At 71.1% G+C, this 14,239-nt stretch carries 10 protein-coding genes and 1 pseudogene; 5 read left to right on the plus strand and 6 right to left on the minus strand.

Annotated elements, in window-relative coordinates:
• The 5 genes and pseudogenes from AC5LSR_RS14270 to AC5LSR_RS14290 form a co-directional block, all read right to left on the minus strand.
• Window positions 1–448 (minus strand): annotated as a pseudogene (locus AC5LSR_RS14270) (hypothetical protein); the annotation flags it as partial.
• 224 nt (window positions 449–672) lie between these two features.
• The gene (map, locus tag AC5LSR_RS14275; protein WP_250281435.1) at window positions 673–1,290 is read right to left on the minus strand and encodes a type I methionyl aminopeptidase; all 618 of its coding nucleotides are present in this window, start codon (window positions 1,288–1,290) and stop codon (window positions 673–675) included.
• Window positions 1,291–1,438: 148 nt separating this feature from the next.
• On the minus strand, window positions 1,439–3,979 hold the full coding sequence (locus AC5LSR_RS14280) for an ABC transporter permease (protein ID WP_250281432.1): 2,541 nt from the start codon (window positions 3,977–3,979) through the stop codon (window positions 1,439–1,441).
• A gap of 4 nt (window positions 3,980–3,983) precedes the next feature.
• The gene (locus AC5LSR_RS14285; protein WP_250281430.1) at window positions 3,984–4,937 is read right to left on the minus strand and encodes an ABC transporter ATP-binding protein; all 954 of its coding nucleotides are present in this window, start codon (window positions 4,935–4,937) and stop codon (window positions 3,984–3,986) included.
• A gap of 411 nt (window positions 4,938–5,348) precedes the next feature.
• Window positions 5,349–6,374, minus strand: coding sequence for a RecB family exonuclease (locus AC5LSR_RS14290; protein ID WP_493465173.1), 1,026 nt, complete (start codon window positions 6,372–6,374; stop codon window positions 5,349–5,351).
• Window positions 6,375–6,658: 284 nt separating this feature from the next.
• On the opposite strand from AC5LSR_RS14290, the gene AC5LSR_RS14295 reads away from it, so the two are divergent.
• On the plus strand, window positions 6,659–7,858 hold the full coding sequence (locus AC5LSR_RS14295) for a site-2 protease family protein (protein WP_250281426.1): 1,200 nt from the start codon (window positions 6,659–6,661) through the stop codon (window positions 7,856–7,858).
• Between the two features lie 44 nt (window positions 7,859–7,902).
• Window positions 7,903–8,820 (plus strand): tRNA (adenine-N1)-methyltransferase, encoded by a 918-nt coding sequence (locus AC5LSR_RS14300; RefSeq protein ID WP_250281444.1) that lies wholly within the window; start codon window positions 7,903–7,905, stop codon window positions 8,818–8,820.
• A gap of 208 nt (window positions 8,821–9,028) precedes the next feature.
• Here AC5LSR_RS14300 and AC5LSR_RS14305 read toward each other — a convergent pair whose 3' ends face one another.
• On the minus strand, window positions 9,029–9,283 hold the full coding sequence (locus tag AC5LSR_RS14305; RefSeq protein ID WP_250291212.1) for a ferredoxin: 255 nt from the start codon (window positions 9,281–9,283) through the stop codon (window positions 9,029–9,031).
• Between the two features lie 207 nt (window positions 9,284–9,490).
• On the opposite strand from AC5LSR_RS14305, the gene arc reads away from it, so the two are divergent.
• The 3 genes from arc (at window position 9,491) to AC5LSR_RS14320 (ending at window position 13,782) form a co-directional block, all read left to right on the plus strand.
• Window positions 9,491–11,296, plus strand: a complete 1,806-nt coding sequence (gene arc / locus AC5LSR_RS14310) for a proteasome ATPase (protein ID WP_250281422.1) — start codon at window positions 9,491–9,493, stop codon at window positions 11,294–11,296.
• Between the two features lie 447 nt (window positions 11,297–11,743).
• On the plus strand, window positions 11,744–13,261 hold the full coding sequence (gene dop, locus AC5LSR_RS14315) for a depupylase/deamidase Dop (RefSeq protein WP_445548369.1): 1,518 nt from the start codon (window positions 11,744–11,746) through the stop codon (window positions 13,259–13,261).
• Window positions 13,262–13,563: 302 nt separating this feature from the next.
• Window positions 13,564–13,782 carry a ubiquitin-like protein Pup gene (locus tag AC5LSR_RS14320; protein WP_250281420.1) on the plus strand — a complete coding sequence of 73 codons (219 nt, stop codon included), beginning with the start codon at window positions 13,564–13,566 and terminating at the stop codon, window positions 13,780–13,782.
• The last annotated feature ends 457 nt before the right edge of the window (window positions 13,783–14,239 follow it).

Here is a 14,239-nt window from a genome sequence, read left to right on the forward strand (position 1 = left end):
TCTGCGGGTCCACGACCAGGGGGATGTCGTCGGGAGTGAAGACATACGGGCGCAAGGGCAGGCTGCTCGGCCGGCCCGCGGCGAGCAGGCGTTCGTACCAGCGGGCCACCGCCGGGTCGGGGCAGTAGGCCAACAGGGCGGTGTCGACGTCGAGCTCGGCCTCCAGCTGGGCCACGTACAGCTTCCAGGTGCGTTGTTTGACCGGGTCCCGGGCGCGTTGGACCTCGACCACGGCGGCCGCCAGCGGCCGGTCGGCCGGGTCGCAGAACAGGACCATGCCGTCGGCGTGGTAGGTGCGGGGGACCAGGACGCGGACGTCGGTGGCCTGGGTGCGGGCGTGGTGGTAGGCGGGTATCTCGACGTCGAACACGGTGGTCAGCAGCCAGCCGACCAGGTCCGGGTCCAGCCTGGTCAGGGCGACCGGGGATTCGTGCTCGGCACTGGGCATGGCCGCACCATATGCACCGGATACACACCGAATCTGCCAACAGGCAAAAAAGATCACAAAGATGCCACGGGTATTTCCGGCCTGCCCGTGCCGAGCGACGCCGCTTGGCACCTGAACCCATGGGATGTCTGAACCGCCGCCATACAACCCGTCATTCCGGACACCGTGTTTCACGTACTGAGGAAAGACCACTGTGAGGAGGGGGCGTTGAGGGAGGACCACCGTCAGGGGAGGGTGAGGATGCGGGGGCCGATCTCGGTGATGGCGACGGTGTGTTCGACGTGGGCGGCACGGGTGCCGTCGGTGGTGTGCAGCGCCCAGCCGTCCGGGGCGGTGCGGTAGCGGTCGCCGCCTCCGGCGGTGACCATCGGCTCGATCGCGAGGACGAGCCCTGGCTGTAGCCGCGGGCCCCGGCCGGAGCGGCCGTCGTTCGGGACGTGGGGGTCCTCGTGAATCTGCCGGCCGATGCCGTGCCCGCCGAAGCCGTCCGGGATACCCAGGCCCGCCGCCCGGCACACCCGCCCGATCGCGTGGGAGATGTCCCCGACGCGGGCGCCGACCCGGGCGGCGGCGATGCCCGCGACCAGGGCCCGCTCGGCCGTGGCGATCAGCCGCAGGTCGGCCGGGCACGGGATGCCCACGACGAAACTGACCGCGGCGTCGCCGGTCCAGCCGTCGAGCCGCGCGCCGCAGTCGATGCTGACCAGGTCACCGTCGCGCAGGCGGTAGCCGTCCGGTACACCGTGCACGATCACATCGTTGATCGACGTGCAGATCACCGCTGGGAACGGGGTCGGCGCGAAGGACGGCAGGTAGCGCCGTAGCCCTCGCCGCTGGGTCACGGGGGCCGGGAAAACGGCATGACGAGCGGCGCGACGGTTGCGCTGGGCGAACGGGTGCTCTGGTGGGGCCTCCCGAGCGTGTTCGGTGCATGTTCGGTGTTGGGAGGCCCCACCAAGGGCAGCCAGAGCAGGAGCGGTCAAACCGCCGTTAGGTGGTTGCGATTGCCCGGAGGATGTCCATCTTCGCGGCCCGGCGGGCCGGGAAGATGGCGGCGAGGATGCCGAGGAGACCACCGACGATCACGACGATGATGATCGTTGCTGTCGGGTAGGCGAAGGTGTCGATGCCCTGCTCCTTCAGCGCGATGGTCAGTGCCCAGCCGAGGAAGCTGCCGACCGCGACCCCGAGCAGCGCTCCGAACACCGCGATCACGACCGCCTCCAGCCGGACCATTCTGCGTAGCTGCCGTCTGCTCATGCCGACCGCGCGCAGCAGCCCGATCTCCCGGGTCCGCTCGATGACCGACAGGGCCAGCGTGTTGACGATCCCGAACAGGGCGATGACGACGGCCAGCGCGAGCAGCACGTAGATGAAGCCCAGCAGCTGGTCGACCTGTTTCTCCTGCTGCCGGATGAACTCGGACTGGTCCCGGACCTCCACGTTCGGATGGGGTTTGACCGCGGTGTCGATCTTCTGGCGTACCTGGGCGAGATCCGCGTCCTTCGCCGTTTTCACGAGCACGAAGAAGTCCAGGGTGTTGGTGGGGAAGCGCTGGCTGAACTCGTCGAGCGAGATCAGGTACTGCCCGGCCACCGGGCTTTTCTCGAACGTGCCAACCAGCCGCAGCGTCGTGGGCCCGTCCGGGAAGACCACCGGGACCTCCTGGCCGACGGTCAGTTTCTGGTCCTTGGCGGTGTCCTCGTCGATCAGGATCGAGCCCCTGCCCAGGGCCTGGAGATCGCCGGCGGTGGTTTTCAGTGCCAGCAGTTCCGGCAGCGCCGCCGGATCACCGGCGGTGACCTGTTTCTTCGCATCATTGATCTTCACCGTGTCGGACCGCAGCCCGGTGACGAGCTCGATGTCGGGGGTGTCCCGCAGCGAACCGGCGACGTCGGCGCTGAAGCCCTGCGCGAAACTGGTCGAGGTCAGGTAGAAGTCCGCGCCCAGGTTGTTGCGGACCGTGTTCGTCACCGACTGCTTGATGGACTGGCCGAGCACGGAGAAGGCGCTCACCAGCGCAAGACCGATCATCAGCGCGGACGCCGTGGAGGCGCTGCGGCGCGGGTTGCGCATGGCGTTCTCCCGCCCGAGCCGCCCGGTCGCGCCGAAGAGGGCCGGCAACGGGCTGCCGATGGCCCTGGTGACGGGCCGGGCCAGCAGCGGCGAGAGGGTGGCCACCCCGAGGAAGGCCAGCCCCGCCCCGACGCCGACGACGGCCGCCGCGCCCTTGCCGCTGGCCGTCGTCAGGCCCAGCACCAGCAGCGCGGCACCGATGAGCGCCAGCGCACCCCCCGCAACCCCCCGGATACGCAGCGAACGCGCGGGCAGCACGAAGGTCTCCCGCATCGCCGCCACCGGGGGTACCGACGCGGCCTTGCGCGCGGGGACGAACGCGGCGACGGCCGTGACGAGGATCCCGACGGCGTAGGCGACGATGATCGTCCGTGGCTGGAAGACCAGGCCCCCTTCGGGGAGGGAGACCCCGATCGCGGCGGTCGCGGCCCGCAGCAGCACCGCCAGCCCCGCGCCGAGCAGCAGCCCCAGGGTGGCTCCGACGAACCCGACGACCCCCGCTTCCAGCTGGACCGCGAGCTGCACCTGCCGCCGGCTGGCGCCCAGCGCCCGCAGCAGGGCCAGTTCCCGCACCCGTTGGGCCACCAGCATCGTGAAGGTGTTGAAGATGATGAAGGCGCCGACGAAGACCGCGATGCCCGCGAAGACGAGCAGGAACGTCGAGAAGCCGCCGATGGCCTGCTGGACGGTGTTGGCGTTCTCGTCCGTCAGCTGCTTGCCGGTGATCGCCTCGATGCCGGCGGGCAGCACCCGGGCGATCCGGTCGCGAAGCTCGTTCTGGGAGAGGCCGTCGGCGGCGGCGACGCTGATCGAGGAGAACTCGCCCGGGGCGAGCAGCACGCGCTGCGCGGTGGCGGTGTCGAACGCGGTCACCGCGGCACCGCCGAGACTGTCCTGCCCGGCGATCCGGAACGTCCCGACCAGGGTGTAGGGGGTCGGCCCACCGTTGGTGAGGACGGTCACCTGTTCCCCGAGCCGCAGGTCGGCATCGTCCGCGGTGGCCTTGTCCACGACGATCTCCGCCCCGCGCGGCGCGCGGCCGCTGGCGAGCTCCACCGCGGAGGTCTGGCTGCCACCGTCCCAGCTGGTGCCGAGCGAGGGCCCACCGCCGGTGTCGACGGCCTTGCCGGTACGAGGGTTGACCAGGACCGCCGTGCCGTCGACGCCACCGAAGGCCTCGCGCACGCCGTCGACGCCCCGGACGGTGTCCAGCACGGAGGCGGGCAGGGGCTGTCTGCTGCTGGTCCCGGAGGTGTTGTCCACCGCGTTGGTCGACCGGACCGAGACGGCCACGTTCTGGTAGATGTTGGCGAACAGCCCGTCGAAGGTCCGGTTCAGCGTGTCGGTGAGAACCAGCGTGCCGGTGACGAAGCTGACGCCGGCCACGACCGCCAGTGCGGACAGCACCAGCCGGATCTTGCGGGCCAGCAGGCTCTTGAGGGTCGCGCGCAGCATCGTGTCAGGCCCTGCCCGCGGATCCGTGGCCCTGTTCCCGGGCCGCCTCGTGCCACTCGTCCGGGCTCTGCCGGGGCTGCGGCCGCTGGCCCTCCGGCGACGCGCCGCCGGCGGCGGACGCCTCCTGCTGGAGATCGTCGAGATGCTTCATGCGCTCGAGGACGCTCTGCGCGGTCGGGTTCGGGATCGAGCCGACGAGCCGCCCGTCCGCGAGGAAGACGACCTCGTCGGAGAAGGACGCCGCGGTGGGGTCGTGGGTGACCATGACGACGGTCTGGTCGAACTCGCGCACCGACCGCTGGAGGAACGCCAGCACCTCCGCGCCCGACCTGGAGTCGAGGTTGCCGGTGGGCTCGTCGGCGAACACGATGTCCGGTCGGGTGACCAGTGCGCGGGCGCAGGCGACCCGCTGCTGCTGCCCGCCGGAGAGCTCCGCGGGACGGTGGCTCAGCCGGGGGGCGAGCCCGACGGCGTCGACCACCGCGCGCAGCCACTGCTGGTCGGGCTTACGCCCGGCGATGCTGAGGGGAAGGGTGATGTTCTCCGCGGCGGTCAGCGTCGGCAGGAGGTTGAACTGCTGGAACACGAACCCGATGCGGTCCCGCCGCAGCTGGGTGAGCTGCTTGTCCGACAGCCTGGACAGGTCCACGTCGCCGACGTAGACCCGGCCGCTGGTCACCGTGTCGAGACCGGCCAGGCAGTGCATCAGGGTCGACTTCCCCGACCCGGACGGCCCCATGATCGCGGTGAAGCGGCCGCGAGGGAAGGACACGTCGATGTTCCGCAGGGCGGTGACCGCGGTCTGCCCCGATCCGTAGATCTTGACCAGGTCCTCGGCGCGGGCGGCGGCCGCGGCGCCGGCCACCCCGCCGGCGGCACCGGCAGGATCCGGGGGCCCCGGGGACGCGACCGGCTCGGCCTGGGGATCGGCGCCGGAGATCCGGCCCGCTCGGCTCATGGAAGAAGCTCCTTTCACACAACGTGCCGATCACAACATATCGATCACAGCCTGCCGGTCGGGCAACCCACCGGCACCGCCGGCCCGGACGTCCGGCAAATGCGGCATCCCGCTGATCGTTCCGCCGGTCGGAACCGATCGGCGCCGTCCGCCGGGGAACCCTCGTCGAAGCGATGACCGGCCCCGCGGCGAGGCCGCATTCATCGGATCGGATCCGCCCGGCTCCCGGTACTGTCCCACCCTCGTCCGAGGATCGCCCGTGACTTTTTCGGTGTCGTCCTCGCCTTTCCAACGTTGTCCGGCCCGGCGGCGATCCGAATAGCCGCCGAAATCCGGATGTACGGCGACCGACAATCTATGAACGCATACCGCCATGAACGCATATCGTGCCGGGCTGCCGTCAACCGGCTGTCAGCCATCTGTCGGACCGGGGCCTGTGTCCGGCCGCGGTGCGTCCGTTGCCCGCCGCGCTGTCGACACCACTGGCTCCACTGGCGCTGCTGGCGCTGCTGGCTCCAGCCCCGCGGCCGGCTCCGGCTGGCCGGCCGCCGCGGCGGCGTCCGGGGCCGGACGGTCGGCGGCGGGCAGCGGCGGCGGCGTCCCGCCGAACGCCGGGCATCGGATCTTGTGATCGCACCAGTCGCACAACTTGCTGGGGGTCGCCCGCCAGTCGCCCGTGTGCCGGGCCCGGCTGATGGCCGACCACACGGCGTCGATCTTCCGTTCGGTGGCGCGCAGGTCGCTCTCGTCGGGCTGCACCCGCAGCCAGGTCCGGTCGGCCAGGTAGTACAGCCGCAGCTCGCGGGGGATCACGCCGCGGATCCGCCAGAGCAGGTAGGCGTAGAACTTCATCTGGAACAGCGCCTGGCCCTCGAACGCCGGGCCGGGCGCCCGGCCCGTCTTGTAGTCGACGATCCGTAACGCCGGGCCGTCGCGGGTCGCCGCCTCGTCGAGACGGTCGATGTAGCCGCGCAGCCGCACCCCGGAGCCGAGCACGTGCTCGACGTAGAGCTCCCGGGCCGCCGGGGTGAGAGCGGCGGGGTTCTCCAGGCTGAAGTAGCCGGCGAGCAGGGAGCGGGCCGACTCCAGCCACGCGGCCCGCTCGGCCTCGTCCGCGAACAGGGTGGCAAGCTCCGGCTCCCGGGCAAGCAGGTCGCGCCAGGCCGGCTCCAGCAGCGCCTCGGCGGCGGCGATCGTGCGCCCCGGCGGGGGATGGTCGAACAGCCGCTCCAGGACGGTGTGGACGACCGTCCCGCGCACCGCGGCGGAGCTCGGCGGCTCGGGCAGCCGGTCGATCACCCGGAAGCGGTAGCGCAGGGGACAGCTCATGAAGTCGCCCGCCCGCGACGGCGAGAGCGACCCGACGACACGAATCCGGCCCGCGGGAGGCGGGGCGTCCCCGTCGGGCGCGGGCGGGAGGTCCATGGACGGGCTCATGCCTTCGGACCATAGGCGGCCGGTCCGACAATCCGGACGCCGGCCCCGGGCGGCCGGAGCCGCCGCCCCGTCCCACCCCGTCCCATCCCAGTTCGTCCTGTCCCGTCCCAGTTCGTCCTGTCCCAGTTCGTCACCGGCTCACCTCACCGGCTTCACCGCGGTGCCGACGACGGCCGTGCCGCCGGCACCGGCACTGCCTGGCCGCCCTACGTCGGATACGCCCGACGCGCACCGCCGGTGACGGGGTGTCCCGCCACCGGCAAAGACTCCGTAGCATCGCAGACATGGCCGATCAGCCTGACCAGGTCCCGCGTCCCGGCTCCCCGCACGCCGACGGAGGCGGCCGGCGGGGAGGTGAGCCCGGCCGGCGGCAGCCCGGCATGCTCGTCGGGCGGGTCCGCGGCGTACCGGTGTACCTCTCCCCGCTGGCGCTGCTGTTCGGCCTCATCATCGGCCTGCTGCTGCTGGAGCCCAACCGTGTGCGCCTGCCCGGTGTGGCGGACGGACGGCTGTACCTGCTGGTCGCGATCACCTCCGCCGGGTTCATCGCCTCCCTGGTCCTGCACGAGATCGGCCACTGCCTGACGGCTCTCGGCCTCGGCCTGCGGGTACGCGCGGTGACCGTGCACGGGTTCGTGGGATTCACCGCGATCGAGCCCGAGCCGCCGACCCCCGCCCGGGAGTTCCTGGTCGCCGCCTCCGGTCCGGCCGTCAACGGGGTACTGGCCGGCGTGGGCTTCGCCCTGCTGACCGTGCTGGACGGCGGCACCCAGCCCAGCGTGGTCATACTCGACCTGGCCGTGACCAACCTGCTCCTCTTCGCGTTCAACCTGCTGCCCGGCCTCCCGCTCGACGGCGGCCGGCTGGTCGTGGCCGCCGTCTGGGGCGGCACCCGGGACAGGCTGCGCGGTGTCCGGGCCGGCGCGTACGGCGGCTACGCGGTCGCCGGCCTGCTGGCGCTGTGGGTCCTGCTCTCCCCGGGCAACCGGTTCGCCGGTCTCTACCTGCTGGTGGTGGCGGCGTTCATCGCGCTCGGGGCACACCAGTCGCTGCGCCAGGCGCGGATCTGGATGCGCCTGGTGGGGGTGTCGGCCGGGCGCCTGGTGCGGCGTACCCTACCGGTGCAGGGGGACGTGCCGCTCGCCGAGGCGCTGCGACGCGCCCGGGAGCTCGGAGCGAGCGCGGTAGCCGTGATCGACTCCGCCGGCACACCTTTCAAGATCATGAACGGCTCCGCGGTGGACGCCCTGCCCGAACACCGCCGGCCGTGGATGACCGTGGACGAGGTCAGCCGCACGATCACCCCCGGCATGGTGCTGGCAGCGGAACTAGAAGGCGAGGACCTGTTGGCGGCGGTACGCGGCACACCCGCGAGTGAGTATCTGGTGACGCAGGACGGACGCCCGGTGGGCGTGCTCGCCATGGTCGACCTGGTCGCCCGCATCGACCCGGCGAGCGTCGACCGGCTGGTGAAGCAGCGGTGAGCGTCGAGCCGGTTCCGCACGGTGACGCGGGCGAAGGCGAACCGGTGGCGCACCGGTCACCCACCGGCGCCGCCAACCGTCGCGGGACGTTCACCAAGGGCGACCGCGTCCAGCTCACCGACCCCAAGGGGCGGCGGCACACCGTGACGTTGGAGCCGGGCCGCCAGTTCCACACCCACGCCGGCGCCATCGAGCACGACGACCTGATCGGCCGCACCGAGGGCGTGGTGGTCACCAGCACCGGGGGGACGCCCTACCTGGCGCTGCGCCCGCTGCTGACCGACTTCGTCCTGTCCATGCCGCGCGGCGCCGCCGTGGTCTACCCGAAGGACGCCGCGCAGATCGTGACCTACGCCGACATCTTCCCCGGCGCGCGGGTGCTGGAGGCCGGCGTGGGCTCGGGTGCGCTGTCGTGCTCGTTGCTGCGTGCCGTCGGCGACCAGGGGCTGGTCGTCTCCTACGAACGGCGGGCCGACTTCGCCGAGATCGCGCGCCGGAACGTCGAGACCTTCTTCGGCGGGCCGCACCCCGCCCACGTCCTGCACGTCGGGGACCTCGCCGAGGCGGCCGAGCGGGACGTCGACCGGGTGGTCCTGGACATGCTGGCCCCCTGGGAGGTGCTGGGCACGGCCAGCGCGGCGCTGGTGCCCGGCGGGGTCGTCTGCGCCTACGTCGCCACCACCACGCAGCTGGCCCGTGTCGTCGAGGAGCTGCGTGCCCACGGCACGTTCGCCGAGCCGGCCGCCTGGGAGTCGATGACGCGCACCTGGCACGTGGACGGGCTGGCGGTGCGCCCCGACCACCGGATGGTCGGCCACACCGGCTTCCTCGTGACGGCCCGGCGGCTGGCCGACGGGGTCACCGCCCCGCCGCGGCGGCGGCGGCCCGCCAAGGGCGCGCGTCCCGAGGAGGCACAGGCCTCCGGGACAGTTCAGGCATCCGCCCCGGTGTCGGATTCCTGATGCCGCCACCGCCCGGATGTCGGATTCCCGACATCCGGATGCCGGATTTCGTGACGCTGGGAACAGGCGCCGGGAACATCCGGATGCTCCCGGCGTACGCCCGCCGCCCGGTCCGCTGAGATGTTCCCGGGGTGCCGCCGGATGCCGGTGCACCCGACACCTGATGGGGCGGTGCCCCCGGGTGAGACAGCGCGCCCGGGTGAGACGGTCAGGAGCCGGGGCCGGCCTCGAGGGTCCCGTCGGGGCGCTCGACGTAGATGCAGCTGCCCGGGCAGTCGTCCGCGGCGGCCACGACGTCGTCCACCAGCGGCAGCGGTACCGGCACCGACGCGCCGGCCCGGGTGCGCAGCTCACCGTCGGCGCCCTTGACGTATGCCAGACCGTCAATGTCGAACTCGAACACGGTCGGGGCGAGCTGGACGCAGAGGCCGTCGCCGGTGCACTCCGCCTGGTCCACCCGCACGCGCAACGTCGAGGACGCCGTCGAAGGCGTTGATGCCGCAGAGAAATTCGTGGGCGTTGCCACAGGGCTCCGATCGTCTGTCACCATGGCACCGTAACTCGCTGTTTACGCCAAAGCAGGCCCGTAGTCGTCAGACCGGCGTGCCAGCGGCGGTCACAACGGTAGTGTTGGGTGCGTCCCGGTCAGCACGGGGGAGGTGGAGGCGCGGTGTCCGGTCCCCGTTCGGGCTCTGGCTCCGGTGGGAGTTCGGGCCGTCCAGGCGATGGAGATCCACGAGCGTCGGCGTACGAGAAAGAGGTGCACGAGCTCACAACACAGGTCGCTTTCCTCGAAGAGGAGGTGGCGATGCTGCGGCGCAGGCTCAACGAGTCGCCGCGGCAGGTTCGCGTACTTGAGGAGCGTCTGGCCGAGGCCCAGGCGGACCTCGCCGGCCTCAGCGGGCAGAACGACAGGCTCGTGGCCACACTGCGCGAAGCTCGTGATCAAATCGTCGCCCTGAAAGAAGAAGTCGACCGACTCGCCCAGCCGCCCAGCGGCTATGGGATCTTCATCGGGTCGTACGACGACGGCACGGTCGACGTGTTCACCCAGGGGCGCAAGCTGCGGGTGACGGTGTCGCCGAACGTCGGCGTCGGCGATCTGAGCCCTGGGCAGGAGGTCATGCTCAACGAGGCCCTCAATGTCGTCGACGCGCGCGCGTTCGAGCGGCACGGCGAGATCGTCCTGCTCAAGGAGGTCCTGGAAAGCGGTGACCGGGCTCTGGTCATCGGCCATACCGACGAGGAGCGCGTGGTCCTGCTCGCCCAGCCGCTGCTGGAGGGGCACCTGCGGGCCGGCGACTCGCTGTTGATCGAGACTCGGTCGGGGTACGCGTTCGAGCGCATCCCCAAGTCCGAGGTGGAGGAGCTGGTCCTCGAGGAGGTACCGGACATCGGCTACGAACAGATCGGTGGCCTCAAGGGCCAGATCGAGTCGATCCGGGACGCCGTCGAGCTGCCGTTCCTCTACAAGGAGCTCTTCCTGGAGCACAAGCTGAAGCCCCCGAAGGGCGTCCTGCTCTACGGCCCGCCCGGCTGTGGCAAGACGCTCATCGCCAAGGCGGTGGCCAACTCGCTGGCGAAGAAGGTCGAGGCCCAGACCGGCCAGGGCAGCGGCCGGGCGTTCTTCCTGAACATCAAGGGCCCCGAGCTGCTGAACAAGTACGTCGGCGAGACCGAGCGGCAGATCCGGCTGGTGTTCCAGCGGGCGCGCGAGAAGGCGTCCGAGGGCATGCCGGTGATCGTGTTCTTCGACGAGATGGACTCGATCTTCCGGACCCGCGGGTCCGGAGTGTCCTCGGACGTCGAGAACACGATCGTCCCGCAGCTGCTCAGCGAGATCGACGGTGTCGAGCAGCTCGAGAACGTGATCGTGATCGGCGCGTCCAACCGTGAGGACATGATCGACCCGGCGATCCTGCGCCCGGGCCGACTGGACGTCAAGATCAAGGTGGAGCGTCCGGACGCCGAGGCGGCCAAGGACATCTTCGCCAAGTACGTCACGCCCGACCTGCCGCTGCACGCCGAGGACCTCGCCGAGAACGGCGGCAGCCGGGAGGGGACCTGCCAGGGCATGATCCAGCGGGTCGTCGAGCGGATGTACGCCGAGAGCGAGGAGAACCGTTTCCTCGAGGTCACCTATGCCAACGGTGACAAGGAGGTCCTGTACTTCAAGGACTTCAACTCGGGCGCGATGATCGAGAACATTGTCGCCCGGGCGAAGAAGATGGCGGTCAAGGAACTCATCGAGGGGGGCGTCAAGGGGCTGCGCATGCAGCACCTGCTCAACGCCTGCGTCGACGAGTTCAAGGAGAACGAGGACCTGCCCAACACGACCAACCCGGACGACTGGGCACGGATCTCCGGCAAGAAGGGCGAGCGGATCGTCTACATCCGCACGCTCATCACCGGGACCAAGGGCACCGAGGCCGGCCGGTCCATCGACACGATCGCCAACACGGGCCAGTACCTGTAAGCCGCTCGGCCCAGCCGAGCGGACGAGGAGACCGGAAGGCACCGGACGGAGCGGGGCCCGGCCCCGGGGCGCCCACGCCAGGGCGTCCCAGGGCCGGGCCCCGCTCCGTCTCGTCCCCCCTCGGTGTCCTCCCCTCGGTGTGCGCAGAGCCGCGAGGAGCATCGGGGACGCGGTGAGGAAACGGCGAGGGAACGGCGGAGAAGCACAGCCACGGGTCTCTTCCGGGTACGCAGGACGTTCCGCCGAGGGCGGGAGAGCGGGGATTCCCTGCTCTCCCGCCCTCGGCGTTGACGGGGCGCGGCACGCGCCCGGGCCGGGATTTTCCGGCCATCGACGGGCCGTCGATGGGTGTTTGGTCCGTATTTCTGGAGGTTTGTCGGACGGTCACCGAAGGTCACCCGTCCGGTCCAGGTCTCGGTGTGGGCTCAAAGCACCTACGCTGACAGTGTGAGCGTTCGCCGGATCATGGGAGCCGAGACCGAGTACGGCGTCTCGGTGCCCGGTCAGCCAACCACCAACCAGATGCTGGCCTCGTCGCTGGTGGTCAATTCCTACGCCAGCCGACAGACGACCGGCGGCAGCCGGGCCCGGTGGGACTTCGAGGAGGAGTCACCACTGCGCGACGCGCGGGGCTTCGAGCTGCCCCGCGAGCCAGTGGTCGATCCGTCCGCGCCCGCCAACGAGGACGACCTGGGCCTGGCCAACGTCATCCTCACCAACGGCGCCCGCCTCTACGTCGACCACGCCCACCCGGAGTACTCCACGCCCGAGGTGACCAACCCGCGCGACGTGGTGCTGTGGGACAAGGCCGGCGAGCGGGTGATGGCCGAGGCCGCCCGCCGGGCGCTGTCCGTGCCGAACACCATGCCGGTGCACCTGTACAAGAACAACACGGACAACAAGGGCGTCTCCTACGGCTGCCACGAGAACTATCTGATGGCCCGGTCCACGCCGTTCGGCGACATCGTGCGCCATCTCATCCCGTTCTTCGTCTCCCGGCAGGTCGTCTGCGGCGCCGGCCGGGTCGGCATCGGGGTGGACGGCCGGGAGGCCGGCTTCCAGCTCAGCCAGCGGGCCGACTTCTTCGAGGTCGAGGTCGGCCTGGAGACCACCCTGAAGCGTCCGATCATCAACACCCGGGACGAGCCGCACGCCGACCCGGAGAAGTACCGCCGGCTCCATGTGATCATCGGCGATGCGAACATGAGCGAGATCTCGACCTACCTCAAGGTCGGGACCACCTCGCTCGTGCTCGCGATGATCGAGGACTCCTGGCTCGACGTCGACCTCAGCGTCGACAACCCGGTGAGCAGCCTGCGGGCGGTCTCCCACGACCCGTCCCTGCGCCACCTGCTGACGCTCGGCGACGGCCGGAAGATGACCGCCGTCCAGCTGCAGATGGAGTACCTCGAGCAGGCCCGCAAGTACGTCGAGGACCGCTTCGGTACCGATCCGGACGCGCAGACCGCGGACGTGCTCTCCCGCTGGGAGTCCGTCCTGGTGCGTCTGGAGGACGACCCGATGTCCTGCTCCCGGGAGCTGGACTGGGTCGCCAAGCTCGCCATCCTCGAGGGCTACCGGGCGCGGGACGGGGTGGGCTGGGACGCGCCCCGGCTCCAGCTGGTCGACCTGCAGTACTCCGACGTGCGGCCCGACCGTGGCCTGTACAACCGGCTGGTGGCGCGCGGCCGGGTCGATCTGCTGCTCACCGAGGACGAGATCGTCCGCGCCATGACCGAGCCGCCGCACGACACCCGGGCGTTCTTCCGGGGCCGCTGCCTGGCGCTGTACCCGCAGCAGGTGGCCGCCGCCTCCTGGGACTCGGTCATCTTCGACATCGGCCGTGACTCCCTGCAGCGGGTACCGACCCTGGAGCCGCTGCGCGGCACCAGGGCACACGTCGGCGACCTGCTCGCCCGCTGCCCGACCGCCCAGGATCTCGTGGACGCCCTGACCAACGGCTGACCGTCCGCCACCGCCACCGCCACCGCTGGAGCCCGGCTGCCGGGCGGGGCACGGCCCGGGTACGGGACCCGCTCCGCCCGTACCCGTGGCGGGGGCCAGCGGGCCCGTGGACCGGCCAACACCGCCGTCGACGGGTGTGGTGTGGCCGACGGCCGGGCAGACCCGCGTGTGCCGCGCCACGGGCGGGCGCCGCGACGGATCCGCCACGGCGACGTGGTGAGGTCGGTGGCGGGCGGCGAGGAACGCCTCAGGATGTCCGGACCCGGAGATAGTGTCGCTCCAGACGATCGAAGGAGGGTCTCATGGCCACGAAGGACACCGGCGGCGGTCAGCAGCGCGCGGGCCGACGGACGGACCAGGGTGACGACGTCGAGGTCGAGGAGTCCGGCGCCAGCGACATCAAGGAGAGGCACGAGAAGCTGTCCGAGGACGTCGACTCCCTGCTCGACGAGATCGACGACGTGCTCGAGGAGAACGCGGAGGAGTTCGTCAAGGGCTACGTCCAGAAGGGGGGCGAGTAGGCAGCCCCCCGCCGGCCGGCCACAACGGCCGAGCGGGAACATCAGGACCGGGGCCGGGAGACCGGCCGGGACGTCGGCCACCGGGTGGGGCACGGCACAGCCCGCTGGCAGGCAGCGCGGGACGGGTGCGTGCTCAGACCGGGGTCCGCCGGCTGCCGGGCCGCACACGGCCCACCCCGGTCGCGGCAGGGCGCGGCCCCGGCGACGTCGCCGGTGGACCGCCCCCGGCATCAGCGGCGCGGGATGACAGTGACATCGTGTGCGTCAGCGCACCACGGGTCATCATGCGTGCCAGCGCACCAGGGGCCACAGTGCACATCGGTGCACTATTGGCTACGGTACGTGTCGGCGTGCCATGGGCCTCGGCGTGCGTCAGCGCACTACGGGTCGCTGCGTGCGCCATCCGCACCATGGGTCTCGGCGGCCTCACCGACGACCTGATACCACTTACCCGTTA

Source organism: Protofrankia sp. CiP1_Cm_nod4 (assembly GCF_982290645.1).